General features: G+C 67.5%; 19 protein-coding genes. 2 read left to right on the top strand and 17 right to left on the bottom strand.

The annotated features are described in order from the left end of the window. Positions 1-1,138: 1,138 nt before the first annotated feature. The 9 genes from terL to GGD82_RS12295 form a co-directional block, all read right to left on the bottom strand. Positions 1,139-2,641, bottom strand: a complete 1,503-nt coding sequence (gene terL, locus GGD82_RS12335) for a phage terminase large subunit (RefSeq protein WP_150062455.1) — start codon at positions 2,639-2,641, stop codon at positions 1,139-1,141. Further along, entirely contained in the window at positions 2,634-2,987 is a 354-nt protein-coding gene (locus GGD82_RS12330) for a hypothetical protein (protein WP_150062456.1), read from the bottom strand. Before GGD82_RS12330 ends, terL begins: the two co-directional genes overlap by 8 nt. A 40-nt stretch (positions 2,988-3,027) precedes the next feature. Next, complete coding sequence (locus GGD82_RS12325; RefSeq protein ID WP_150062457.1) at positions 3,028-4,239, bottom strand: phage head spike fiber domain-containing protein; 1,212 nt, start codon at positions 4,237-4,239, stop codon at positions 3,028-3,030. Between the two features lie 52 nt (positions 4,240-4,291). Next, a complete protein-coding gene (locus GGD82_RS12320) occupies positions 4,292-5,179 on the bottom strand; it encodes a phage head spike fiber domain-containing protein (RefSeq protein WP_150062458.1) in 888 nt (295 codons plus the stop codon). Continuing rightward, positions 5,179-6,408, bottom strand: a complete 1,230-nt coding sequence (locus GGD82_RS12315) for a hypothetical protein (protein WP_150062459.1) — start codon at positions 6,406-6,408, stop codon at positions 5,179-5,181. Before GGD82_RS12315 ends, GGD82_RS12320 begins: the two co-directional genes overlap by 1 nt. 48 nt (positions 6,409-6,456) lie before the next feature. Next, entirely contained in the window at positions 6,457-7,188 is a 732-nt protein-coding gene (locus tag GGD82_RS12310; protein ID WP_150062460.1) for a hypothetical protein, read from the bottom strand. Next, positions 7,188-9,092 carry a phage tail protein gene (locus GGD82_RS12305; protein WP_150062461.1) on the bottom strand — a complete coding sequence of 635 codons (1,905 nt, stop codon included), beginning with the start codon at positions 9,090-9,092 and terminating at the stop codon, positions 7,188-7,190. The genes GGD82_RS12310 and GGD82_RS12305 overlap by 1 nt, the downstream gene beginning before the upstream one ends. Further along, entirely contained in the window at positions 9,089-9,658 is a 570-nt protein-coding gene (locus tag GGD82_RS12300; protein ID WP_150062462.1) for a phage connector family protein, read from the bottom strand. Before GGD82_RS12300 ends, GGD82_RS12305 begins: the two co-directional genes overlap by 4 nt. Positions 9,659-9,763: 105 nt before the next feature. Continuing rightward, positions 9,764-10,006, bottom strand: a complete 243-nt coding sequence (locus tag GGD82_RS12295; protein ID WP_150062463.1) for a hypothetical protein — start codon at positions 10,004-10,006, stop codon at positions 9,764-9,766. A 234-nt stretch (positions 10,007-10,240) separates the two neighbouring features. Between GGD82_RS12295 and GGD82_RS12290 the strand changes: the two genes are divergently transcribed. Together GGD82_RS12290 and GGD82_RS12285 are read left to right on the top strand one after the other, a co-directional pair. After that, positions 10,241-10,735, top strand: a complete 495-nt coding sequence (locus GGD82_RS12290; RefSeq protein ID WP_211364769.1) for a thermonuclease family protein — start codon at positions 10,241-10,243, stop codon at positions 10,733-10,735. 209 nt (positions 10,736-10,944) lie between these two features. Then, entirely contained in the window at positions 10,945-11,322 is a 378-nt protein-coding gene (locus GGD82_RS12285; protein ID WP_150062464.1) for a helix-turn-helix domain-containing protein, read from the top strand. A gap of 78 nt (positions 11,323-11,400) precedes the next feature. On the opposite strand, the gene dprA is transcribed toward GGD82_RS12285, so the two are convergent. The 8 genes from dprA to GGD82_RS12245 form a co-directional block, all read right to left on the bottom strand. Further along, on the bottom strand, positions 11,401-12,321 hold the full coding sequence (dprA, locus tag GGD82_RS12280; RefSeq protein WP_150062465.1) for a DNA-processing protein DprA: 921 nt from the start codon (positions 12,319-12,321) through the stop codon (positions 11,401-11,403). After that, positions 12,322-12,993, bottom strand: coding sequence for a hypothetical protein (locus GGD82_RS12275; RefSeq protein ID WP_150062466.1), 672 nt, complete (start codon positions 12,991-12,993; stop codon positions 12,322-12,324). Between the two features lie 334 nt (positions 12,994-13,327). Then, positions 13,328-13,495, bottom strand: coding sequence for a hypothetical protein (locus GGD82_RS12270; RefSeq protein ID WP_170284285.1), 168 nt, complete (start codon positions 13,493-13,495; stop codon positions 13,328-13,330). Between the two features lie 464 nt (positions 13,496-13,959). After that, positions 13,960-14,361, bottom strand: coding sequence for a hypothetical protein (locus GGD82_RS12265; protein ID WP_150062467.1), 402 nt, complete (start codon positions 14,359-14,361; stop codon positions 13,960-13,962). Then, the gene (locus tag GGD82_RS20825; RefSeq protein ID WP_211364770.1) at positions 14,358-15,011 is read right to left on the bottom strand and encodes a YcbK family protein; all 654 of its coding nucleotides are present in this window, start codon (positions 15,009-15,011) and stop codon (positions 14,358-14,360) included. Before GGD82_RS20825 ends, GGD82_RS12265 begins: the two co-directional genes overlap by 4 nt. Continuing rightward, positions 15,008-15,337 (bottom strand): hypothetical protein, encoded by a 330-nt coding sequence (locus tag GGD82_RS12255; protein ID WP_150062468.1) that lies wholly within the window; start codon positions 15,335-15,337, stop codon positions 15,008-15,010. Before GGD82_RS12255 ends, GGD82_RS20825 begins: the two co-directional genes overlap by 4 nt. 58 nt (positions 15,338-15,395) lie before the next feature. Next, positions 15,396-24,101 carry a PLxRFG domain-containing protein gene (locus GGD82_RS12250; RefSeq protein WP_150062469.1) on the bottom strand — a complete coding sequence of 2,902 codons (8,706 nt, stop codon included), beginning with the start codon at positions 24,099-24,101 and terminating at the stop codon, positions 15,396-15,398. Beyond that, a complete protein-coding gene (locus GGD82_RS12245; protein WP_150062470.1) occupies positions 24,101-25,204 on the bottom strand; it encodes a hypothetical protein in 1,104 nt (367 codons plus the stop codon). Before GGD82_RS12245 ends, GGD82_RS12250 begins: the two co-directional genes overlap by 1 nt. Position 25,205 lies beyond the last annotated feature (1 nt).

The following is a 25,205-nucleotide window of genomic DNA, read 5'->3' as shown; positions in this document are numbered from 1 at the left end:
GAGGCCGGCGCGCAGGTCCCGCCGGGTCAATACATGGTCTACGTTCTTCCCTACGCATGGCCCACGACTCTCGACCAACCCATCAAGGGCGACGATTGGGCGAGCCCAGGACCGTATACGGTGTCACCCGAGGGCCGGGTTTCGCCGGTTCCGCCGCCCCTCCAGCCGCCGCCGGAGAGGCCGCCGGTGGCCGGTCTGCTCCAGGACCTCGCGATAACCGTGGAAGAGTTGGCCGGGATCATCCGTTCGCCCGTTGGGGAGGTTGAGGCCTGGGCGAACGGGACAGCAGACCCGCCGGGCCCAGCGGATATCCTCATGGCGTACATGGGGCCCCCCGGAAGCGACGCCGCGCTGATCGTCTTTCGCGACCGACGCGGGCGTGCGGCCTTGGCGAGCGGTGTTGCCTATAAACACCGCGATCGCGCATGATGGTCATGGCTTCGTCCAGGCTTCGGGCAACGTGGCGGTTGAGCGGCTGCCCCGGAGAGAACACGGCTCCGACCGCTTCCTCCAGGTCGTGCGATATGATGAGGTGTGGCGGTGCGGTCTCGCGCCGCCAGGCGAACCCGTCGCCATTCGCGTCCTCCAACAGAGCCACGGCGCCGCCGCCCAGAGGATCCCGCAGGATCGCCTCGATCTGATCCGGTGTGGGGGTCTTGAAGACGGGGGGCGGTTCAGCGGCGACCGGCCTGATGGCGACGGGCCCGCTCTCGTGTGCGATGACGGTATCCTGGTGCACTCCCTCAAGCCTGCGAGCGAAGATACGATACCTTTTTCGGGGGCCTTTTGGGGTCCTCTACTCCCGAACGCGCGTGGTATACACCTCGAGTTCCCCGCGGGAGCGCGCTACTCGGAACCGCTTCCAAAGAGCGGCCAATGAGTCCCTCTCCGACTGCGACCACGTCTTCGGGTTGCAGCGCTTGATCCAGTCCGGATTCGCGTCTTCTTCCGGCGATAAACGGCGCCGGAGGCGTCGTGCCGCTAAAGCTTTCTCGGAGAGGTCCTGTGTCATCCGCTGGCACTCCCTTAGGATCGTCGGTTTCGATGGACCGAACCAGGACCGCGTCAATCCGACGACGTTTCAGTATAACAGCGCGTCGCCGACACGCAAAAATAACCCCTTGAGCGCATCCCGAACTCACGGCCGCCAGTCCGTTTCGGCGGCGGTGACGGACGCGGCTCCGGGGCGCCAGTCGCCCGCCCGGGACGCTCTGGCCGCCGCGCCGTGCCCCAGCCGTACCGGCTGGCTGGCGAGGCAGCCGGCGACCGCGTCCAGGCCGTCGTCGTGCCCGCCGCCGTTGGGGCGCCATTCGCGCATCTCGGCGATGAACGGGCTCTCCCACACCGAGCGGTGCGCCCACAGCGCGCGCTCCGCCAGCACGGGGTCGAAGGCATCGACGATGCGCTGGGCCTTGGCGCGGGAGGAGGCATGCTCGACCACCGCCGCCGCCACGCCGGCCTCGCGCAGGGCCTTGCGCAGCAGGCCCGGCAGGAAGCGGCCGATGCCGTTGGTCTCCACCGTCACGGCGGGCAGGTGCAGGGCGTCCAGAATTCCGGCCACCTGACGGCACAGGGCGGAGGCGGCGTCGTCCGGCGCGTCGCCCTCGGCCGAGGCGGTCAGATAGGCGACGCGGTGCAGCCAGTAGCTTCCGTCCTCGGCGGTGAACAGCGCGGCTAAGACGGACCCATCGCCGCCGCGCGTGGGATCGCCCAGGGCCGGGTCCCACCAGCACGACGCGGAGACCAGTCGCCGCTCCCCCAGGCGCAGCACCGGCCGCCCACGTGCCTCGCTGTAGCTCAGGGCGTCGTCGTAGACGCGCAGCCGGTCGGGATCGAGGCGGCTGTCGGCGAGGTTGACCGGCCGCAACTGCATTTGGCTGGCGAACTTGTTCGGCCCCTGGCGCCGCCGGATGGTCTCGACGGTGGCGGGTGAAAAGCGCCCGGGCCACGCGCTGGCGCCGGCCGCGTTTAGAAGCGGGATCTCCAGGCGCGGGAAGCCGTCCAGAAACGGTGTGGTCTCGCCCGCCTCCACCCGGGGCTCGGCGGCATAGATTGACTGATAGGCGTGCGGCGTGCCGATGTAGACCTGCACGCCGCCGGGGGTCAGCACGTAATCCAACTCGCTCAGGCGCGCCCGCAGATGGGCGCGCTTGGTCACGGTGTCGCTGGTGTTCGGCACCTCCACGTCGTCGCAGATGATGAGGTCGGCGCGGGTGCCGGTTATGTTGCCGGTGATGCCGCGCGCGACCATGGACGGGTCGCGGCTTTCGGTCGGGCGGACGATGGTGAACTGATCCGACGCCCACTGGTCCGGGTGCGGGGGCTTGCGGCCCGGGGTGGCGGGATGACGCTCCAGGATGCGCTTGACGTTGCGCACCATCCGCGCGGCCAAGCCCTGCTCCGCCGCCAGCACCAGGATGCGGGTGTCCGGCCACCCCGCCAGCAGCCAGGCGCAGAACAGCCCGACCACGGTGGACTTGCCGGAACCCCGGAACGCCATCAGCAGGCACCCCCGGTCGCGCGCCGCCCAGCGCTCTTCCAGCCAGCGCGCCATGCGCTGGTGATGGGCCGGGGTGCCGCGTCCCTGGACGTGGTTCCAGATCCACAGGACCTCCGGGAACGACAGGCGCGGATCAGTCATCCGGGGCGTCCTCGTCGCCCTCGCTCTCCTCATCCGTCCCGTCGCCCTCCGCCATGGCGGCCCGGGCGCGGGCCAGGAGCGCGGCCAGCGGGTCGTCGTCCCCGGCGTCGGACAGGTCCAGCCCGACCCGCCCCGCCAGCTTCAGCAGCAGCTCGATATGGGCCAGCACGGCCTTGCAGCCGGTCTGCCAGGCGCTGAACGCTTTGGCGTCCTCCGGCACGGGGCGGGCGGCGAAGGCGTCGTAGGCATCCAGGGCACGGTGCAGGGTCTCGGGCAGGGACGCGCGCAGGCGGTCGCGCGCGGCGGACAGATCGGGGACGGTGTCGGGCGCGGGTGCGGCGGTCATGATGATCCTCTCGGAACGAACGCGGGGAAGGGCTCCGGCGTCAGGCGGTGATGACCTGAAGGTCGATGTCGGTCAGGCGGCGCGGAAACAGTCCCACCTGACGCACCCAGACACGCCCGCCGGTCGGACCGGTCGCCGTGCCGCCGAGGCCGAGGGTCGTCAGGCCGCTCGGGGGCGCGCCGCCGGGATCGGTGACCGGAACGCTGCCGTTCGCCGCCAGGGTGAGGTCTCCCGGGGCATAGGCCGCGGTGATTCGGATTTCGGCGCCGCCGTCCACACCGCCCTGGGTGAGGGCGGCGCGGGTCGCCCCGCCGGTCACGAGCGTGCCTCCGGCGGTCCCGTCGGCGGCGCGCGTTAGGGCGAGGTGCGTGTCGCTGGTGCCGTCGTGGAGCGTCGCCAGGGTCGCGCCCTGGCCCGCCGGCACGGTCCCGAGCACCAGCATGGTTCCCTCGTTCGGGTTCATGGCCCGGCCGGCGAGGGGCAGGCTCATCCGATCCGCATCGCGGGCGGCGGGGGCCGATGTGGTGGCAATGTAGCTGGTGGCGCCCGACCCGGCCTCAAGCTGGACGCCCCACAGCAGGACGCCGCGGGTGCCGTCCCCGGCGTAGGTGGAACTGCCGCCGGGATCGCGCAGTCGCAGATGCACCGGCGCGATAGTCACCGTGGTGGCGGCGGTTGCGGTGATGGCGCAGCGGTACCAGCCGTCGGCCAGGGCCTCCAGCGTGGGGATCGCGGCGCCCTCGACAAAGCCGATGGTGCCGGTCGTTAGGTCGAACACGGCGGATTGGACCGCGCCGAACGCGGTCGAGGGCAGCACGAGTTGAAGCCGTTCCCGTCCGTTGGCGCGCGCGAACACCGACAGCGCATAGGTCTGCCCGGCGGTGAACGACCGGTCCTCCTGGTACAGAGTGTGGATGGCGGTGCCGGCCGTCTCGGTCAGCGTAAAGGCCGCGCTGAGGCCGTCCGGGGCCGGGACATCCGCGACACGGACGCTGGCGGCGCGGGCGATCCACAGACCGTGGGTAAGGCTTTCGGAATACAGGAGCGCGTTGCGGCGCGCCGCCTCGATCAGCCAACCCCGATAGGCGCCGGTGTGCGGATCATAATCGTGGCGCAGGGTGTCCGCCGGAACGCGCTCCACCCGGCCGAACGCGGTCATCCGCGTCGCCGGGGACGTTCGGGCGATCGTCAGGCCGGACGGCGTGACGTCGGGGCGGGCGAGCAGATGGACCGTAGGATAGAGGGCGGTCATGCCGGTCTCCATGGCAACTAGCAGGACGGAATGGATGGAGGGGGGAGGCGGGTCAGGCGGCGGGCGTGACCCACACGTCGGACCAGCGGCCGGGTGGGGCGGTCCAGGGGATGCCGGCGGTGACCGGGGCGGTGCCGGGGGTGTCCGCCGGGTACGCGGTGCCGTCGGCGGCGGTGCCGATCAGGTGCACGGTGCCGGCCGTTGTGGGCCTGTGGCTCAGGACGTCGGCGGCGCGCGTCGCGGACCCGCGGCTGGTCGCGATCAGGGACGTGGGGCCGGGCCCGCGCTCAAGCTGCCGGCCGTAAACGTCGACCGAGTCCCCGGTCTGTGCCGTGAAGCCAAGCGCGACGATGTAGGATCCCGCGGTGTCCGAAACAAACCGGATGGAACAGCGAAAGACGGCGTTGCCAAGCGGTGTGATGGCACTGGTGTACTCGGACGCTTCGGCGCTGATTGCGCCCGCCGCGAGGTCGAAGATCGTTTTCGGATACCCGCTTTGCCGACCCTGCAAAAAGATGTGGTCGCGTGTCCCCGCGCGGACGTAGCAGGAGAACGTGTAGGTCTCCCCGACCGTCATGCCGTCGGCGCTGCCGATCAGCAGGGCCGACCCGTCGGCGTTGGCGGTCAGCGTGGCCCAGGCCCCGACCCCGAAGGCGTCGCGTGGGGTGATGATCGCGGAGCTGGACGAGAGCGCCCCTATGTCCGTCGCGTGGTACGCGCTGTTGGTTGCGGCGCGCTCGATGACCAGCGCGCCACCTTCGACGCGCGGGACGTCGGGATCGACCGCCCGGAACGCGGTGCCGTCCCACAGGATCGCCGCGGAGGCCCGCGAGAACGTGGCGGCCGGCTGGATCACCCCGGCCGTGACCAGATCGAGCCGATCCCCGCTGGCGGGTCGGATGAACACGGGGATGGTGCGCGGGATGGCGTTGCCGGGCATCAGGCGTTTTCCCCGATATGGGCCCCGATATGGGCCGCGAACGACACGGCGCCCGCGTGCGTGACGGCCACGACGTCGAACGCGCCGGCGGCGGTCTGCCAGGACGGGGCGCTCCTGCCGAGCCAGCGCAGCGGAGCGCCGTCCGCCGTCCGGAGCGCGGGCGTGCGTCCCCCCGTGCCGTCCTGGATCAGGACGAGGAGCATCGACGCCCCGCGTCCGGCCGGCGGGTCCGGCAGCGTCAGGACGGTGTCGGTGGTCAGGGTGAGGGTCTGAATCTCGCCCTCGGTCAGGGTCACGGTGTGCGCGGCGCGGACCGTCGCGGTGTGCGCCCGGGGCCGGCCGGCGGTGTAGTCCAGCAGGCCCAGGGTCGCGTCATCCCCTGGCTGAAGGGCGGTGTCGGCGGTTGTACCCTGCAGGGCGGTGGCGAAGGCGGTGCGGTCGGCGGTCGCGACCGGGCCGAGCCCGAGCGCCGTGCGCCCCGCCGCCGCATTCTCGGCGGTCAGCAGCGTGCGGCCCCAGGCCGACAGCGTGGCCCCCTCCACCGTCAGCGCGCCCCCGACCGTGATGTTTCCCGTCGTGGTCAGGCTGGCCGCGACCAGCGGTGCGTCCGGTTGGATCCCACCCGCGCTGCCAGCGTCGCGCAGGCCGGCCCGCCACGCCGACACGGCGGCGTCTTCCGCCCAGGCCTCGGCGCGCGCGGTGTGTCGGCGCAGCAGCCCCTCCAGGTCGGCTGGCAAGGCCGAGACCCCACCGGGCACCGCGTTCACCAGCCCGGTGGCGGTGGCGTCCCAGCCCAACACGGCCCCGGCCTGCGGCTCCGGCAGGGTCAGGTCGGCGGTCTCGGCGGCGCCCGGCGCCAACCGGACCGTGCGGCGGATGGCGTCATCAAGCTGCTGGTCCACCGCCGTCAGGTGGTCCAGCGCGTCGTTCAAGGCCTCGGCCCGCAACGGCCCGCCGGGCTGGAACACGGTGACCCGGCCGAGCCCGAGCTGGCGCAGCAGCGTGACGCGACTCCCGGCGGCGGGCGGGACGGCAAAGGTGACGGTGCCGCCTTCCACCGCGCCGATCCCGTCCACGGCAAAGCCGGTGGTGATGCGGATCTCGTTCACATAGACGTGGAGGGCGTCGGCGTCGTCCACCGCAAATGGATAGGCAAACGCGGTCTGGGCGCCGTCCCCCACGTACTGGACGCGGGGGCGCGTGTCCCCGATCTGGATCGGCGCGGTCATGGTTGGGACTCCTCCGGGGAACCTCTGGGGGGGGGTGGTGACGGCGGCTTAGCGGCGCCGCGCGTAGGCCCCGACTGCACCGATGCCGGCGTCGACAAGGCCGAGTGCGGCGCGCTGGTGGCTGACCGACAGGTCGAGCAGATCGCGCTGGGCGAACGCGTCCTGACGCACCCCGCGCGCATACAGGGCGCTGTCGAGGTCTACCTGACGCTGCCAGATGTCGAGGTTGGCCGCGTGTGCGCGGTCGGCGGTCTCCCGCGCCGTCGCGTCCCAGCCGGCGGCGATGTCGGCGCGGGCGTCCCGGTTCAGGTCGCCCGTCCGCTGGGTGAGCGTGTCGGCGTCGCGCCGGGTCTGGGTCGCGGCCTCCTGCGTTAGGCCGGACAGCACCGCGCGGGCGGAGCCGGCCGCCGCATCCAACCCCATGCCGGCGAAACGGGCGCGTTCGGTCGCCGCCTGCCGGCGCAGGGCATCGGCGCGCTCCAACTCCGTGCGGGCAAAATCCCGGTTCAGCGCGGTGACGGCGGCGGCGCTGTCGCGGTCGCGCTGGGCGGCCCAGGCGTCGTGCTCCTGCCAGGCGGCGCGGTTGGCTTGGGTGGCGCTGTCGGCGGTTCGGGTGGCCTGCGCCTCGGCCTGCTGCCGCGCAGCCTGGGCGCCGGCCTGATCGGCGGCCGCCTGCGCCTGCTGCTGGCGCTGATACCGGTCGTAGTATTCGTACTGCTGCCAGGCGCTGGTGGCGGCCTGAAGCGCGAAGGGCACAAAGGCGGTGGCGAACTGAGCCATCAGTCGGTGACCTTTACTTCAAGGGTGGCGCTGAGAACGGTGCAGGGCAGGGGGGCGTCCTGGATCACCCGCCACAGGGGCACCATCGGGTCGCGTTGCCAGCCGAGCGCGCGGACGGACAGGTCCCCGGACAGGGGCCGGGGTGGCTGGTCGAGGACGGGCCCGCCGCCGAAGGCGCGGAACGGCTGGATCGAGGGGCCGGCGCCGGTGTCCAGCCACAGCGCGGCGGTGTCCTGAAGCCGCAGCGTGGCCCGGATCAGGCGGACCAACGTGCCCGGGCCGCCGCCGCGCCCGCCGGACACTGACGGGGGAAGCGGGGCGATCTCGTGCGTGAAGGGCAGGCCGACGACGACATCGCGGGCGGGGCCCTCCAGGGTGATCGCCCCGCCCGCGACCACGGCCGAACCGACATCGTTGCCATCGGCCAGCACGCGCACGGTGCGGCCCTCCAGATTACCGAGGCCGCTCCAGGTGGTGCGCGGTGTCGTCGCCTGTCCGGGCAGGGCGGCGTCCAGGGCCAGGGCCGGGTCGAACCGCTCCAGGCTCACCCCGTTGGCGCGCTCCACGGCGACATAGACCGCGCCGCCCACCTCCGCGACGGCCTGAATGGCGCCGTCCGTCTCCTGCAGGGTCCAGGCGGTGACCTTTTCCGCGCGGTAGTTCGTCATCGTGGCCAGCCGGCCATCGGACCGCACCAGATGCAGCAGCCGCCGCACCGGGTCGTAGTCCATGTCCACCGGATCGTGGATCAGGTGCCGGGCCAGCAGGGCGAGGTCGGCGGCCTGATAGGCGTTCTCCAGGTCGGTGAATAGGTACTCCCGCAGGTCGCGCCCGGTCGCGCCCACGAACAGGGTGGCTCCGTCCACGCGGCGCGGCGGCACGGTGTGCGGCCCCAGGGTACCGATCCGGGTTTGGCGGCGGGCGGTCAGCGCGCCCGGGGTCAGGGGGCTGCCGCTGATGGTCCATTCCGCGCCGGACGTGAACACCTCCAGGTCCCCGGCCGAGAACACGGCGCGGATGGCGTTGAGCTGGTCCGACAGCAGATCGAAGGAGATGGCCTCGTCGTCCAGCCCCTCGCCGGTGTCGAAGTTGAACAGGTCGCCCACCTTCGACATCCACAGATGATGCGGCACGTCGCGCGAGCCGCCGATCACCAGCCGGTTCTGGTGGAACGTGACGCTGCGGGCATAGCCGTGCACGGGCGACAGCGCCTGTTCTACCCAGTCGCGGGTGGCATAGGCGTTCTCGATCTCCTCGTGCAGGGTCGCCGTGACCGCGTCGGCCGCCGTATAGCCGGTGATGGAGACCGGCTTGCCCCGCAGGAGCAGGCGGGTGCCCACATGGGCCGGGGCGAACACGGGCGAGGACGCGGTCAACGTGATGGCGCCCACGACGTCCGAGGGGGTCAGGCTGATGAGCGGGTTGGCGAAGCGGTAATAGGGCTCGAAATAGCGTTGGCCCTCGTTGGGATAGGTCCAGGTGCGGATGGTCCAGCTTGTGTGCGAGGCCCGGGTGATGCGCCGGGGCGCGGTCTCCGGATGGACGACCAGAAGCGTATCGGCCATCTGGGTCCACGACAGCCCGGGCAGGTGCCAGGCGTCCCAGGGGGTCGCGGTGTGGAAGGCCTTCACGCCGTCGAGGTAGACATCCATGCGGCCGTCGGTGAACACCAGCAGGTAGGTTTGCTCGCTGTTGAACGTGAACGCGATCAGCCGGGCGCGCCCCGGCAGGGTGGCGAGGTGGCGCAGCCCGTCGCGGCGCGCCACGCCGCCGGTCGGGCGCAGGAACACGTTGCGCAGCCGGGCCGCGCCGTTGACGTAGGCGCGCAGGTCCGAGCGGCCATACAGATCGGGCGACAGCTCGCCGGCGGTGAAGTTGGTCTGGGTGACGTTGACCCGGGTCATCCGCGCACCTCCACCAGCGGGAAGTGGGCGAGCGCGGGCGGGGTGTCCTGCTGGCTGTCGATCAGGCGGGCGGCGCGCACCGCATCCTCCGCCAGCTGATGGAGAAGCTGCGCCCGGCTGGTGCTTTCGGTCAGCGGCAGGCAGAACGCGGCGGCCAGCCGCGCCGCCAGGGCCTCGACGAAGGGCGCGGGAAAGGCGCTTTCGTCCGGGCGGAAGATGTAGGTCAGGGTCACGGCGGGGGCGTCGGTCCACAGCCGCGCCTCGGCCTGACGGTAGACCAGCCCCCTCCCGCTTCCACCCGCGCCGGCCGACAGGGTGCGCAGGTGGTTCCCGGGCAGCCGGTAGGCATGGGCGAAGTCGGCCGCCGGCACCTCCGACAGCCGCGCCAGGGCGGTCTGCGCGGTGGCGAAGGTCCAGGGGTGCGCCGACAGCAGGGCGTCGCGCACACCAGGGTACAGGGCGCCGGCCACCTGGGCCTCGGCGGTGCCGTCGTCCAGGCTGGTGAGCGGGCCGGCGCCGATCGCGATGAGCGCGCGGGAACACAGGGCGACGGCGGACAGGGGCATGGCGGGGGTCCTCCTCTGGCGCGGGCGCGTGGATTGAGACGCGCACACAGAAACCCCGCCCGGTGAGGGGCGGGGTGTGGTGCGGCGCGGAATGGGTCGGGGGGCCTACACCGCCGCCACGCTGACCGCGCCGTCGGCGTTGCCCGCCACGCGGTAGAGCGCCGCGCCGGGCGTCCCATCCGTATCGGTGTTGCAGATCATCACATCGCCGACGCGTACATAGGGCGCGGCCGGATCGAAATACCGGGCGCCGGTGACGGCGGCGGCGGTGTCGTCGGTGGTGTAGTGCCAGAGCGTGAAGCCGTTGGCGTAACAGAGCACCGACAGATCCTGAGGGGCAAAGGCCATGGCGGGGTCTCCTTCGGAGGCAAAAACGCCCGCGCGGTTCGGGACCGGACGACACGCGGGCGCACGACTGGGGGATCGGCGAGAGGGGGATCAGTCTTCGTGGCAGGGCAGGGAGGCCACGCCGGCCCCGTCGATCAGCACCGCGCCCTGGCTCATCATGTTGTTCACGAAGTGGGTTCGTTCCTAAAATCAATCGGTTATTGTGCCGTTTTTCGCTGCGATTAGCGAAGAAGTATGCCGAAAGAAGGTGGTGGCCGGATTGAGGCCACCACAATTTGTTTCGAGTATGAGGTCCCGCCGATGCATTGTATCTCCGCCCAGCTAGCCACCATTATGACCATCATCATGATGACCTCCGCCTACGCCACCGACACACTGACCGGTCAGGTCACGCACGTCCGCGACGGCGACACGATTGTGGTTTCCGGTCAGCCGATCCGACTCCAGGGCTTGCATGCTCCGGAGCTGGCCGACCCTGGCGGCCCTGAGGCAGCGCGGTTCATGCGCACCTTGGTTGGCGGCCGGATCGTCACCTGCACGCTGACGGGCGAAAGGTCATACGACCGAATGATCGGGGTGTGCTCGATCGATCACCATGATATTGCGGCGGCCCTTGTCCGCGCCGGCCTCGGGCGCGATTGCCCGCGTTTCAGCGGCGGCCGATACGCTGAAGATGAGCAGCCCGAGGCGCAGCGAATGCCTCTGCCAGGGTACTGCGTTTCAAGGTGAGTCAGTTCGAGGATCCGACGAGTGCTAAGAATCCCGTTTTTCGGACCGTCGTGGTTTTGGCGCGAGCCGCCCGTCGCGGCGAGCCATCGCTGAAGTTTTGAGTCCCGCGAGATCCCCTAACTTTCGTTAGGGGAGATACACAACTAAAGAAAGGCTATAGCGCCACCAGCCCCTATGCTATCAATGGGTGACAGTAGGGGGGGCTTTCAATGAATGAAAGCGTGCGGCGCCGTGGGCAGCGGAACGTTGCCTTGGAGCGCGACATAGGCCAGTCCATCCGAGAGGCGCGGGAACGCGCGGGCCTGTCGGTGGCTGACATGGCGGAGCGCATGGGGATGCAGCCGGCTCAGGTCCACCGGCTGGAGAATGGCAGCGTGATCATCACCGTCAGCGCCATGGCTTCAGCGGCCCGTGTTCTCGGCGTTCCCGTCTCTACCTTCTTCGGACAGCATGATCCGCTAGCAGGTGGCAACTCCGCGGCGTCGGATGATCCCGAGGAGCGCGAAGTCCTGGAGGCGTACAGGGCCTTGCGGCCTGATGCGCGGCGGGGGTTTCTCGATTTCCTATTGGGAGTGGCTGCGAAGTAGGCAAATGCTTACGCGGTTCCATCTGCGGCGTCCGCACCGTCACTGAGCTCTGGGACGCCATCCACGACGCTAAGAGCTTTAGTTCATTGAGTTGGTTATCTCTGCGGAATTAATTGCCGAAAGCAACTCCTCGCTCGAGCCAATCGGCTTGGCTCCCGCTTCTCTAATCAACCTCCTCGCGCCCGCTGCCTGAAAGTCGGATACCCCGCGTGTATTTTCAGGGGGCATAATACAAAATAACTTCCTATTCTGTTGCAATGTAAACTTGCCCTGATATATTGATCCGCCGCTTTCGCTGCTCTCTACCACTAAAGAGCATATAGAAAGGCCGCTTTGTATCCTGTTTCTACGAACATACTCTTGTTTTCGGGGCGGAACTCCAGGAGCATGTTCAGAAACCAGGGCTCCACCATTTTCAATTATTTGGGTCGATAGGTTCTTATTTCTTGCTGGCGTCACCTTATCAAGACCATGGGCCATGACCGCCACCGTAGCCCCGCCAGCCTGTAAAGCGCCTTCGTGAGCTGCCGTATCAATTCCGAGCGCGAGACCACTAACGACGCAAAATCCGTTCTTAACAAGTAGTGAGGCAATTTGCCGAGCCCAGCTAAGCCCAAGCTTACTTGCGTGCCTCGTTCCGACGACAGCGCAGCCAACCTTCGAGAGGGCTGCTGCGTCGCCCTTTATATAAAGGAGAACTGGAAAGTCGGGGACACTTTTTAATGCGGCAGGGTATAGGGGGTCTAGAAACGATATCAAACGAACATTGTTTTCATCACAGGACACAAGAATTTTGTCCGCAGATGTACTTGAGCTCTCTGCGTTATACGCTTCTATTCTTGAGGGCAGAAACTTGTATACATCTCTATCATTGTAAAGTGATTCGATTCCATTTTTCTGAGCAAATAAGGATATCTTACGCAAACAAGCTGCGCCAACTCCCGGTGTCACTGAAAGTTTCAGTATGCGGTAGGTTTCATTTGATACAATGGAGCTCATTTATTTACTTCCAATCCATAACCTATTCATATTTTCCGGTATATGACCATTACTTATGGAGGCTCCGCATTGTTTAGCATACGAAACCCTCTCATTTTTGGCAAGAGCAATTCCGTATACTGAGACTCCGGGCGTACTTTTTTCGATCGATCGACTTATATCTTTAAATGTAGCGCCCCTAGTAACAAGATCATCTAAAATAATAACATCAGTTACTCCAGTAATTTTCGTGCATCTATATTTTTGAAAAACCTCCGAATCTCGATCGTACCTTGACCCCAAGCTATGAAGGGATCTGTGCACCTCTTTTGTAAGGTGATGTGAAAGAAATTTTACATCCAACTGAGCCGACAGCCACTTTCCAAGTATATATAAGGAAGAATTTTCTTCTGACCTTGTCTTTGAAGAATATATGGCGGTTAATAATCCAGTGCTTTCTTTTTTTAATTTTTTCTTATACACAAAGTCCTGCATGCAGTACCTTAAGGCCCGGGCGGCGCCGCGCAAATGTTCGCGTTCGCCATTTTTAAAGCCAATGAAACGCCTTGACCACTCATCGGCATCATCAGTGAAGCGCCACCCTATGGTGTAAACAGGAAGCGTGTGTCCGCTTGCATCCAGACGAGGAAAATACATCATTGTACCAAAAGGGGTCCAGCTTGGTATCGACATATTAAACTTCCCACTTTTTTGCTGACGTGATTTTTTTATTTTGGATCGGTTGACTTTAGATCAACCGATTTGGGTTCGATTGCTCTCGTCGCGCGGATATGGGGATTGAGAATATTAGCCGTCGCCACGATATCGCGAACAATTATACCATATGTGGAGAAGGGTGGGTAGGTGCGATTTGCGACCTATGGCTATCAGTTTAATCGCTGTTTCGGGCTATCGGCGACGTTGGCGGGGCGAAACGGAAGCGGTTGCTGGCGGCTTGGATCGCTTATAGAGAAGACGTCGTGGCGCGCTTGATCGCGGCCCGCCGCGTACCTAGACGGGGCGCAGGTCAAAGGTCCGCTGGCCGGTCCTGGATCAGCCGGCACAGCGCCACCGAAAGCCGGTGACACAGGATGCGGACCTCCGGCTCGGTCTGATCCGGTGGCGTGATGTAGACCCCGACCGCCGCGCCATCCACCGTATGATCGAGGCTGACGGCGACGCCATCTACGGTCACGGTGCGCGTCAGTGTGCGCGTCGGCCGGACCTTTTCCGGTCTCGACCTAAGAGAGAGCCCCGCGCGGCGGGAGTTGAAATGCGGGCGGGGGCGTGACAAAGTGAATTCGCTGGGAAGAGCATCGGGCCGCCTATCATGACACGCTTGACCGAAGACCACGCCGTGACCCTGTGGCTTATGGGGGCCGATCAAGACGGGCACCTGGACTTTGATGTGCCGATATGGCTGTCTGTCAGGGCCTTGCGGGCTGGGCTGGTGGCTCCCCCTATCGAGGGTCGGTGGAGCCTGACAGAGGCAGGGCGGGCCCGCCGCGCCGAGGTGCTGGGGTCACCAGATCCCTGATTTCCCGCATCCTGGCGCGACAGATTTCCCCGGCGGTTCGTTCCTCGGCCAGGGTGATCGACAGGGACACTATGTCGATCCGATCCGGCCTCTCGGATCCCTCCGGGCAGTCCATCAGCGCGTCAGGGATCGGCTTGCGGGCCTCGGTCGGCGGCCCAGCCACTTCCCTCGCCGGAGTACAGGCGATCAACGGCGCGGCGCACAGCATCAGGCACAGGACAGTCCGGAGCGGTCGCATGGCTTAGGTCCTCCAGGATGGTGGCGCGGTCGGAGACGAGACGCGCGGTTTGCTCAGCAGCGCGGCCTAGCGCCGCTTCGACGGCCCGCCGATCCGCCTCGGCCTTTTTCAGCGCGGCGTCGTAGGCCGCTATGGTTTCGCGCTGCTCCGCTGTCTCCAGTTCCAGTTGGTCGCGTTCGTCTACGGTCGACGTGATCCACGATCCCCCTGCGGCCGCCGCCAGAAGCACGCCGACGACGGCAAAGGCCGGGCCGAAACGGGCGACGAGCCCGATAGCGCCGATCACCGCGCACGCTCCGTCAACCAACCCAGACGCCACGCCGCAAGGAGAGCGCCGCCGACCAGCAGGACCAAGGCCACGACGGCGAGCTTGGCGAGGTCGCCATCGAACTGCTCCAGGATGGCGGCCCCTCCGCCGGCAACGGACGTGCCCAGACCAACGGCGGTCGAGACTTTGCCGGGCGCGGGCTTGGTCTTCTCGACCGCGAACCGTTCGTCGTCCTCGCCATCCACAAGCGGTCGGGCCGGGAACGCCGGGCCCCAGGAGCGGGGCGGTCCCAGGTCCACATGCACGAATCCCTGCTTGGGGTAGTAGGCGGCGGCCTGAAAGCCGCAGGCCATGGCGGCATCGCGCAGCACGGTCGGGTGGACGTTGCCGCACGCGATGTCGAAGGCGGTGCCCTCGCGGTGTTTGGAGTGCGTGGCGCCACCAACCGCCTTGTTGTGCGTCGCGGACCGGTACGCGCTGTTGACGATCAGAGGCTTGCCGCCCAGGGCAGCGCGCAGGGCTTCCAGCGCGTCGAGCGCCTGCGGATGGACCAGGATTTCCCCGGTTCCCCGACAGGCGATTTCGGCCGGGCTGAAATGCGGCCAGCGCCAGGAGCCGGCCGGCACATCGCGGTAGTGGGAATAAAGGCTCGGGGTCTCGACCATCATCGTGTCTCCTGCGAAGGACGGTCCCCTGGGTCCGGGCGCGCCTCGAATGGGCAAACGCGGTTGGTGATGTTCGACAGGATGGTGTTCGTTTCCTGCAAGGAGTGCTGGACGGCTCGCATCTCGGCGTCATGCAGGTCGCGGCGCATATAGGTTTCCGCGATCTCATGCATGTTTTGGTCGATCCGGGCATACAGCTCCCGCCGCCCGTCCTGGGAGTCTCGCCGGCTCTTCGCGATCTCGGTCACGATCCAGATCGCCACCCCTACCGTGGTCGCGATGATGGTCAGGATGGTCCCCAGGACTTCGAAGGTGATCGGAGTGGTCATGGGCGCGCCGGGTTCCGTGGGGTGGTCTTCGGTCACCCTACGGCTTGTCCCGCCGCGCTCAGTGGCCGAACACCGCTTCGGTCCGCTCCTGGGTGCCCTGGAGGCGTTGGGGCAGTTGGGGGCGTTTGCCCTCGATCAGCTCGTGGACCTTGCGAATGAGGGTGGCTTTTCGCACATGCACCTCTTCCCACTCGCGTCCAGCGGCGCGGACGGCCTCGTTGTGCAGGGCGTTGGCGGCCAGCACGTCCCGGTAGCGTCGGTCAGCGGCATCCGCGCGAGCCGTGTCGCCGGCTTCCTCGGCCTGCATCTGCTCCGCCAGAGCCAGGGCGAGTTTCATGTATGTGCGTGAGCGCAGCACATCGACGGCGGAGCCGCGCCGGCGGATGGCCTCCCGGGCCTCCCATTCGCGCGAGAGGCGGGTCGAGGTGAAGCCGAGGGCCTTCCACATCTGATCGTCGGTCTGGATGTCCTCCGGCCGGATCAGCGTCATGCCGTCGTAGGACGAGACGACGCCGACGGTCGGATAGGTCACGAGGCCCTGGAGGGGATATTGCAGGAAGGCCGGAACGAGGGCGGGCAGGGCCAGCGCCATCGCCTCGGACCAGTCATCGCGGCTAGAGGCGACGGCCAACTGGCGGGCCCGTTGCGTGACCGTCGAGACGGCCGGCCCGGCCAGATCAGACCAATCCATGTCGCGCTGAGCGGTCGGGATCAGGTCGCCCAAGCCGATGCGACGGCCCAGGTCAACCGGGGTGGCCCGCGATGCGCCGCGCGCCAGCACCTCGGCGACGGTGCGGCTGTCGGTCAGTTCGATCAGCGCTTCGCGGAACTCGGTCTCGAAGTCGCGGTCGACCCCGAAATACTGACGCCATAGGGCCTCGATCATATCCTTCAGGTCGTCCGCGCCAGGCAGGCCGAACGCGCCCCCCGACATCAGCAGCATGACCATCATGCCAGCGAACGCCCGCCGGCCGGCCGGGCCATGACGGGTCGCCATGCGGGCGTACAGTTCCAGGGTCTGCATCATGAAGCCCTTGAACTGTGTGATCGGGGCTCCCGGTCCGCGTCCGATGGCCGCGCGGTTCTCCTTGCCCATGCGGTAGTGGGTCTCTTCGATGAGCCACGTCCCGACCGCGCGCGGGCTTGGATCCAGCACCACGTTGGAGCGGGCGAGCGGGTTCTTGGCGTAAATCTCGGCCAGCCGCCGTTTCGTCCCCGGCTTCTGCCCCAGCCGGTGGCCAACGATGAACGTCACGATCCGGTTGAACCGCTCCGCGAACGAGAACATCAGGGTCAGCGTTTCCAAGGCGCCGCCCAGGGCCTTGCCGCCGATCCGGCCGGCATCGGATGCGGCCGTGTGCCCGAGGTTCTGGAACAGGGTACGGCGATGGGCGAGGGCCATTTCCTCGAATGACGTCTGCGGCCACATCTGGCCGTCGTGCCACGCGGCAGTGAGGTCGTCGCGCACGTCCTTTGGCGCCTTGCTTGGATCGAAGGCCTCCCAGCCGTTCTTGACCGTGACCATCGCCATGGCCTCGCCGGCGGCCCGCGCGAACTGCCAGGCGAGGCGGCCGGGGTTGCTTTCGAACATGGCGGCATACGGTGCGGTGATGATTGGCACCTGGGTAAGGTTGACGAAGGCCGATCCGAAGCCGGTCAGCAGGTAGTAGAACGCGAAGGCGCGGAGCGTCTGCCACTCCTCCTGCGGCTGATCGACGTAGTCCACGTAGCGGTCGGCATAGTCCTTCAGGCGCTTCTGGCGCGGGTCGATCTTGCCGAGCGCCGTCTCGATCGGCTGGCGGTAGTGCCGGTCGGACAGGTAGCGCGCGATCCCGACGACATAGTCCGCGCCAGCCCGGTCCAGGTCGCCGCTGTATCCGGGCACGTTGCGGGCCTGGAAGAAGTGCCGTCGGAAGCCGCGGGCCTGGATCGCATCCTCAAGTGCGTCCCGGACTTCCCCGTAGGCCTTGTTCTGGGCGATGCCGGCGTTGTTGGCGAGGGCGTCGATGCCGGCGATGGTGACGTCCTCGGTGTTGAGGGGGCCGGCCAATTCGCGCGGCGGGTTGATCTTGAACGCGCCCTCCGGGTACTGCCGGCGCAGCGCTGCGAGCCGTTTGCGCACGGCCGGGATCTGCGCGATCCGGCCGCCGTCACCGCGCTGCAAGGCGGCCTCGATAGCCCGCTGCGCGGCTTGGCCCATGCCGTCGATCTCGATCTTCTCCCAGCGCACCAGTTTCGGCCGGGTCGGGACCTCTCCGGTCTGCGGGTCCGGTTCGGCACCGGGAACAGGCTCCGTCTCGGTCTCGGACGTGACCTTGACGGCGATGGTGCCCCAGCGACTGAACGGCACGTACCCGATTCGCTTCTGGTTCTCGATCTGGAAGATGGTGTCGTAGAACTGCCGCCACTGGTCCCGCTGTGGCCCGTCCTCCATGACGGCGATCTTTTCGGCGATCTGCTTGAGGGTCGCCACCTCGGCCTTCGGCACACCCAGACGGTCGGCCCATTCCTCGATCATCTGGTCGCGGAACAGGTCCAGCGCCGTATCCATGGTCTCGCGGTAGGCGCGGTAGCCCGCGATCTCCTTATCGGTCAGGCGGTAGACGGTGCCCTTCGTGGCGGCGGATGTGCCTTCGAGAGCCGTCGTGACGCCCTCTCTCAGCTGGGTGTCCGTGTAGTTGGACTGGTGGAGGCGGCCGATCTCGAGCACCGCGTTGACCTTGCGCTTGCTGGCCTCGTTCAAGTTCACATAGGGGCGGCGCTTCTCGGTCAGGGTGATGGTGATGTTGTCGCGCAGCCGGCGCCGGTCGATGACGGCGTTGTAGACGGGCACGAAGCCCGCGTGCCGGCTGGCGATCATGCGCGGATGCAGGATGTAGGACCGGATACGCCCGAGCTGGTGGGCCAAGGTCTCGCCCTGGCCCTGGGTGGTGCGCTGGTCGCGAAGGCCGGCTTCGCCCTGTCGGATGGCTTGATCCGGGGTCGGCGTGTCGGCGGGGAGGCGGCGGGATTCGTCAGGGCTCTGGAACCCCGGCGTGCTTTGGTCTACATTATGAGATGAAGCGGCGGTGGAGCGAGCTGTGTCATCCCCACCAGAAAGTTCGGCAGTGCCTGTCGTCGTGCCGATGCCGCTTCTTCTCTTTTCGAAGGCCGTGAGCAGCCAATTTTTCGCTTGGTTATCCCATTGCAGGCGAACCACGGCACGGTATCGTTCGGACGCCAATCGGACCCTGTTTCCGCCGCGTTGCTCAACCCGCATATCGCTCAGAATGCTTTGTAGGTCGTCCAAGACCTCGGGATGCCAGCGCGCCAGCTTGGCGAGGCCATATCCATTGCTGGCTCCGGTGCCCTCTAGTCCCCAGACGAGATCGATGTCGCCTATTTCGGGGTGATACAGGGCCGCCACGGCTTCGCCCGTCTTTTCCTCCAGAAGCCGCTTAATGGCGCCCTGTGCGTCATGGTGGTAGCCGGTGAATACCGGTCCGAAGGGGCCAGTCCGGCTTTCATCCGGCCGCGCTCGTGGTCCGGTTTGACGCTCACGCCTATCCTGTCGCACCCGCCCGGTCTCAATGCGCCGGAACACGTCTTCGGCCGTCATGCCGCGCTCTGTGAACACCTCGCGGATCCGGTCGAGGATGCGGGCGATGACGTTCAACGCTCGGCGGACCAGGGCGTGACGGTGGGGTTTGCCGGCGCGGCGCGTCCGGAACTCGTCGGCGATGGCCTCTTCAAGCTGCTGCTCGGCCGAGAGGTCCGGGTAGCGTTTCGCCACGCGGTGCTTGGTAATCCAGCCTTCCGCGCGGGCGGCCTGCTCCAAGGCCCGCCAGTCGGCGCCCTTGAGGAGACCGAGCCGGCGCAGGGCGTGGATGGCTTCGTGGTCCAGCGTGGCCTCGGCCGCGTCGGGCCCCTGGTCCAGGGCGACCGCGATCAAGCCGCGCCAGTAGAAGCCGTTGCGTGTGCCGCCGCCGATATCGTTGGCGATGACCACATCCACGTCGCCCAGCCCCATCTCACGCAGCTTGGCTTTCAGGCGCCGGCGCAGGCGAACCGCATCCGCCGTAACGGCCTCGGTGTAGGCCAGGGACGCGGCGCGGGGCGACGTGGGGTGTCGCGTGCTGAATAGAGCGACATTGCCATCGGCCGTCTCGCGGGTCTCGATGACGTCGAACAGGTGGTCGAACGCTGCACGGATTGCCGGGATTTCCCCGGCCGTCGGGTAGGGATAGCCACCCTCAAGCGTCCAGGCATCCTCACTGACGACGTTGGCGAGATAGTCGTTGGCGGCCCCCTGGTCGCCCAGCTTGTTGATGACGTAGCTCTCGAAGGCCCGAGCCGACATTTCGATGTCGGTCGCCCAATAGGCCTTGGTCCGGCGCTTATCCAGGTGTCTGGACCGTTGGGACAGAGAGGTTTGCTTGATCGCGCGCATCACGCTCGCAAACGCGTCGATCATCTCAGGCCGCGTCGGGTCCGGAACCTTATTCCGCTCGGCATCGTATGACGGCCGCTCGTAGGGGGCGTTGGTCAGGTATCCGGACTGCCCGCGACGACGGGAGAAGTAGTTGTCCAGCGCATGCCACCACTCATGGGCCAGCGAGCCGGCGCCTGCCTTTTTCGTCAGGTTGATGACGATCGTGTCGGGCTCGTAGTGGGCCTTGGCAGGCTGCTTGCCGCCCCGCCCCCGTGCTCCGAAAGCCAGCCCCAGTTCCCCGTTCAGGGACAGTGCGCGCGGCGGCACGTTCAGAACACCGGCGAGGTCCATCAGGGCGTCATAGGCTTCGTTCAGATCTTGCTGGCGGCGGTCCCCTTCCACCCAATTGCCGAACTGGACGCCACGAAACCCAAACGCCTCGGTGAACTGCTCCGGCGTAACATCCGCGCCGTCGCGGTGATCCACACCCACGCGGGGGCTGTTGGTGGAGCGCCGCTCGTTCGGAATATCACGAGCCTCGGCAAGCAACCGCTCCAGTTCCGTTTGATTCTCGGTCAGATAGGCGCGCGCTTCCTGGATGGTGTCGAAGGTCTTCAGGTCTATGCGGTCACGACCGATCTTCTTGCCGATCGTCCAACGGGCGTTCTTTGCCGCGGCCCGCCCAGCCACATCGCGGGTGTAGATGTCGAACGTGATCTGTTTCTTGGCTTCTGGCTGCGTTTCGACGGTGGCGTAGTTGGCCTTGAAGTTGTCGATGGCATCTTCGCGGGTTTCACCAGATGCCAGTTTGTGCGGCCAGTTTCCGAACGCGGTCGCCTTCGCCTCCCGCTCAATGGTCCACATGACCATGGGCGGGTTGTACTCCTTGCCGCCATACAGGCTGTACTGGCCGCGAGAAATGCGCACGCCCTTGAGGGACTTCTGGTGTCCGACAGCCTCGTACAGTTCGACGGCGTTGAAAATGCTTTGCAACGGCCTGCGACGGCGCAGTTCAGTCATGAGCTGGTCGATCTTCTGACCGTCGCCGTCCATCATCGTATTGGCCGCATTGCGAAGCGTTTCGACCTGACGAACCCACTCCTTCAACTTCCACGACTTGCGCGGCTTTGGAGGGACGGCATCCCTGGCTGCGCGCAGGAAAGCAACGATGGTTCGATCCGTGCCGGCATCCAGAAGCTTCTGGTAGTCGGGCTCGGGCCAGGCTTTGGAGAGCGGCTCTGCGATCAAGTCCACGGCCTGGGCGTCGCGCAGCTTGGTCGCGTAATCTTTCCGTGCTCCCTCCAGTTTCTCGCCGAAGTCCTCAATGCGTGATGGGACTGGGGCGCTCGCTTTGTCCGGGGCCGGCTGTTCAGTCTGCGAGGGCCGGGGCGCCTTATCCGGCGCATCCCATTCGGGCGGGGTCTCGATCGCGCCGCCACCCGTGGGTGGCTCGTCGGTTGCCGCCACCAATGGGTTGTCCCGCTCCCAAGCCTGAAGCGCACGATCATCCGGTGGCGTCATGTGCGTGCGACTGCGGCCGGCTCGGTTGCCATCGTTGTCCACGTGATGAACCGTGACGCTCCACCTGCCATCGGGCTGGCGATCGAAGCGCTCCACGCGATCCTGGCCGGCATAGCCGCGAACGATCCGCCCCGGCCGGAAGTAGTTTTCCAAGCGGTCTATGAGCGGGGGGGCCTTGGGGGCGCGTCGACGGGAGGGGCGGGGTGACCGCTGGGCCGGCGGTTGAACAGGGGGCGACGGAGGCGTGTCGGGTGACGCCGTATTCCGACCAAACAGTGTGATCCCGCGCCCGCTGGGCGGCATCGCCCGCGCGAGGGTGGCCTTTACGGTGTCGGGATGTTCGTCCCACAACCGGCTGGCAATTTTGCGCCCCAGTTGCGAAAGATGTCCGGCGCGAGTTTTCCAACCTGATCCACCCACGACACGGCGCCGGTCATCAGGCGAAAGGCTGTCCCACCATGCGGCATGGTCCGCACTTGGGGGCGCCTGCGACACAGATGACCCTTGCGGTTCAAACGCCCCCGGTCGTTCTGAGACGGTCGCTCCATCAAGCGGCCGGTCCCAATTCAGCATCTCCCCCATGCCCACAGCTTCGCGCCGAAGCCCCCCGCCCGGCATGGCCGGAATGCGCGAAGACATGCCAGCGTCCGGCGCGACGGGATTCGGTGTTGGGTCAAGAGCCGCTTGCGCAGCGGCGCGGCGCTCGCTGGCGGCCGTCCATGCCGCAATCGTCTGGTCGTTCATACTGGCGAAGAGATCGGCCTCCGCCGCCCGTTCGTCCTCTATGGCGGCGTCGAGGCGATCGCGCGCTGTTTCCGGCTCTGCGGCGGCAGCGGATTCAAGCCCAATCTCCGCATCGGTCAGCCGCCGGCCCTGCTGCATGCCCTCAAATGCCGGGGCGGCGGGTGGGGTCGGCATGGAGGGCGCGCGGTCATCGGCTTCGATCGCGCCGATGTCGTCCAGTGGCAGGGGGGTGTCATCGCGCAGGGCCGCGCGCTCCATGACCTCGTCCCGGGCGTCCAACGGATCCCACCCTTGGTTTATCAGCGCATCGACGTCCGGCTGAAGCGCGGCGGGGACCGTGGTGTCCGGATGTTCGGGACGGGACGGCGTCTCCGGGCTGGCGTCGACCGGCTCGAACCGCGCGCCATCCTCCGCACCGAACACCAGCACGTCGCCATCCGAAGTTTCCGCGCGAATCTGCCCGTCGGGCAGGGGCTGCACGTCCGCCTCGAAGGTCTCGCCGGAGGGCAGGGTCACCCGCTGGCGGCCAGTTGGGAGGCCGTCGGCGTCGGCGATGATCGTGTCGACCGGCTGATCGCTGTTGAGCACGCGGTCAAGCTCGTCCGGGGCCGGCGAGGGCGGGGTCGACGTTTCCGAGCCGGGCGGAAGGGTGTTCTCGCCCAGGACCGTGCGGATTTCATCGGCCTCGGACAGCGGGCGCAGATCGCGGACGTCGAAGGGTTCCAGGTCCCCGGTGTCGGCCATGCGGACCATGGCGCCGCCCTGATCGTCGACGGATTCCACGGTGCCCAGGATCGGGGACTCTTCGCCGGCAATCGTCGCGGTCACACGGGCGCCCGGTTCCGGTTTCGGGCCGGGCGGAAGAGGAGGCGGCGGTGCTGGGGGTTCGCCCGCGCCCGCCCGTGTATCGGTGTCCGAACCCTCTTCGTCCCCCCCGGGGGGAGGTGGGGGCGGCCGTGTCATACGCTCGACCAAGCCGATCCCGCCGGCATGGATCGCTCCGGCGCCCGCACCGCCGAGCATCTCCATGCCGGCGTTGGTCAGGTCCACCTCGCCCGTTGCGGCGTACCCGCCCGCTTCCTCGGATACGCCCTCGCCGACGGTTTCGATGGCGAACATGCCGCCACCCTTGACGGCCCGCCCCAGGTGAGACGCCGGCTGGACGAGTCGGGACACGCCGCCTGTCACAACGGAAATCGCGGTGTCGACCGCGGCCGTGGTGAAGCCCTTGCGCAGGCCCTCGGCGCGGGCGTTCTGGACGAAGGTTTCGTCCTGCATCGCCTGCCGAATGGACGCGGGATCCTCCGGGTCAAGGCCGAGGTCCTGGGCCCGCTCCAGCACGGCCCCTTCCACCCATAGGCCCATTTCCATGGCGGTGTTGGTGGCCCCCATGGCGCCGAGGCCACCGATGGCGGACCCGGCCGGGCCAGCCAACGAGCCCGCGAAGGCCCCTGCCAATCCGGCTCCGACCCCAGGCGCCGACGTACCTAAGCCTTGCCCGATGACGTAGGATGTGGCCTTCGGGTCTTCCACGGCGGCCTCGCCGATGGCCCCGACAAAGCCGCCGGCCGCGCGCAACAGGTCCAGTTGGCGGGAAACCCACGTGCCGGGAGGATCGGCGTCCGGCGGGTCTTCTCGTTCCCCAGGCCGGACGGCCGAGAACGGCTCACGCCACCCCTCGCGATACCTCTGGGCCGCTTCGGACAAGCGGTCGCCCGCCGGCGCGATTCGCGCCTCGATATCGGCGAGCCCCTCCGGGACCGGGCCACGGTTGCGGTAGGCCTCGGCGATGGTATCCGGAGTGCTCTCGCGGCCGGCCGCAATGCCGAACGAGCGGACCGCCTGGCTGAAACCGGTCTCCAGCCCCTCCCGCCCCCAGCCGAGCCACGTTTCCGGCGGCGCGGGAGGCAATGGGGTGTCGGGCGCGCCGGCGTCCAGGAACGCATCGAGCGAGGCCGCTCCACCTGGCGGCGGCAGGTGGGCGGTTTCGCCGTCCAGGAAGGCGTCAAGGGACGGGGCCCCTTCGGGAGGCGGAAGGTGGTCGGTCTGGCCGTCCAAGAACGCGCTCAGGTCGGTGTCGCTGGCCATCAGTAGCCCATCTCCCGAAGCTGCTGCATGGCCTGCTCTCGGGTGATCTCACCGGCCTGCAGGCGTGCCCGGATAGCCAAGGCGGCCTGCTCGCGATTCTGGGGTGTCTGACCCGCAGGGGGGCGGGTCGCGGATGGCGTGTGGGGCGGCGGCGCAGCCGGGGCGTGTTGGGTCATGCTCGGATCAAGGCCTCGGAGGCGCATTTCTTCGGCCAGGATTTGCGGGTAGATCCGCTGGTACTCCTGTGCGTTAAACACCTCTTCGCGCGCGCCCGTCATCCGATTGGGATCAGCTTCGGTCGCCATCGATTCGGCGCGCGCTCGGGCAGCCCGCTGGGCGTCAGACAGCACCAACGAGGGGTCGCGTGCGGCGGACGGCCGGGTCGGGGCGCGCTGGTCAGACGGCGTGTACTGGCCGGTGTTGGGATCAAACGTGCCCAGGACCGGCTGGCCCTCGGCGTCCAGCATCTCGACATTGCGCAGGGCGGATGGAGCGCGGGTGGTTGGTTTCGGGGGAACCGGCCCGGCCTGAGCGGCCGCGTCCCAGGGGGAGGCGCCGCCGACGCGGGCGGCTCCATAGGCCTGCGCCCATTGGGTCGCGTGCGATGCCCCGAAGTCGGCGATCTCCTTGAAGATCGTCGCGGCGCGGCGGTCGGAAACGGCCTTGTCCAGGTCAGGGGACCATTCCAGTCCAGCCCGCTGAGCGAGGGCTTTCGCGCCCGCCGCATTGCCCTGCGCCGCCAACTCGAAGACCTGCTTGTAAGCCTGTTCCTCGCGGTCCTGGTGTTGGTCCATGCTGGCCAGGGCTTCGCCACCGAAGCCGGCGGCCGCCAGTTTGGCCTGATGGTTCTCGCGCCAGAAGGGATCCTGGCCGGCCGCGCGGGCGCTGGCGGCATCGGCCTGAAGGCCCGCCAACTGGGTTTGCCGGCGCCGCTGGTCGTCGATCCGGGCGCGTTCGTCGGCCTGGGCGTTGCGCTGCTCTTGCGCCTGGAAACCCTCCATCATCGGATTGCCCCGGATGAACCGGAGGCCGCCGGGGCGCGGCAGGATGGCGGCAGATGAAGGGCCCGGGCGGGGAATGCGGGTCGGAGGGGGGAGAGCCATG

Source organism: Roseospira marina (assembly GCF_014197855.1).
In the GTDB taxonomy this organism is placed as follows: domain Bacteria; phylum Pseudomonadota; class Alphaproteobacteria; order Rhodospirillales; family Rhodospirillaceae; genus Rhodospira; species Rhodospira marina.
Note: the sequence above shows the minus strand (reverse complement) of the source record. Positions and strands in the feature narration are given on the sequence as shown.

What these genes read in the sequence shown, in the direction of transcription:
- terL (WP_150062455.1), bottom strand. Translation starts at nt 2,641, where the DNA reads ATGACTGATCCGCGCCTGTCGTTCCCGGAGGTCCTGTGGATCTGGAAC.
- GGD82_RS12330 (WP_150062456.1), bottom strand. Translation starts at nt 2,987, where the DNA reads ATGACCGCCGCACCCGCGCCCGACACCGTCCCCGATCTGTCCGCCGCG.
- GGD82_RS12325 (WP_150062457.1), bottom strand. Translation starts at nt 4,239, where the DNA reads ATGACCGCCCTCTATCCTACGGTCCATCTGCTCGCCCGCCCCGACGTC.
- GGD82_RS12320 (WP_150062458.1), bottom strand. Translation starts at nt 5,179, where the DNA reads ATGCCCGGCAACGCCATCCCGCGCACCATCCCCGTGTTCATCCGACCC.
- GGD82_RS12315 (WP_150062459.1), bottom strand. Translation starts at nt 6,408, where the DNA reads ATGACCGCGCCGATCCAGATCGGGGACACGCGCCCCCGCGTCCAGTAC.
- GGD82_RS12310 (WP_150062460.1), bottom strand. Translation starts at nt 7,188, where the DNA reads ATGGCTCAGTTCGCCACCGCCTTTGTGCCCTTCGCGCTTCAGGCCGCC.
- GGD82_RS12305 (WP_150062461.1), bottom strand. Translation starts at nt 9,092, where the DNA reads ATGACCCGGGTCAACGTCACCCAGACCAACTTCACCGCCGGCGAGCTG.
- GGD82_RS12300 (WP_150062462.1), bottom strand. Translation starts at nt 9,658, where the DNA reads ATGCCCCTGTCCGCCGTCGCCCTGTGTTCCCGCGCGCTCATCGCGATC.
- GGD82_RS12295 (WP_150062463.1), bottom strand. Translation starts at nt 10,006, where the DNA reads ATGGCCTTTGCCCCTCAGGATCTGTCGGTGCTCTGTTACGCCAACGGC.
- GGD82_RS12290 (WP_211364769.1), top strand. Translation starts at nt 10,241, where the DNA reads ATGCCGAAAGAAGGTGGTGGCCGGATTGAGGCCACCACAATTTGTTTC.
- GGD82_RS12285 (WP_150062464.1), top strand. Translation starts at nt 10,945, where the DNA reads ATGAATGAAAGCGTGCGGCGCCGTGGGCAGCGGAACGTTGCCTTGGAG.
- dprA (WP_150062465.1), bottom strand. Translation starts at nt 12,321, where the DNA reads ATGAGCTCCATTGTATCAAATGAAACCTACCGCATACTGAAACTTTCA.
- GGD82_RS12275 (WP_150062466.1), bottom strand. Translation starts at nt 12,993, where the DNA reads ATGTCGATACCAAGCTGGACCCCTTTTGGTACAATGATGTATTTTCCT.
- GGD82_RS20825 (WP_211364770.1), bottom strand. Translation starts at nt 15,011, where the DNA reads ATGATGGTCGAGACCCCGAGCCTTTATTCCCACTACCGCGATGTGCCG.
- GGD82_RS12255 (WP_150062468.1), bottom strand. Translation starts at nt 15,337, where the DNA reads ATGACCACTCCGATCACCTTCGAAGTCCTGGGGACCATCCTGACCATC.
- GGD82_RS12250 (WP_150062469.1), bottom strand. Translation starts at nt 24,101, where the DNA reads ATGGCCAGCGACACCGACCTGAGCGCGTTCTTGGACGGCCAGACCGAC.
- GGD82_RS12245 (WP_150062470.1), bottom strand. Translation starts at nt 25,204, where the DNA reads ATGGCTCTCCCCCCTCCGACCCGCATTCCCCGCCCGGGCCCTTCATCT.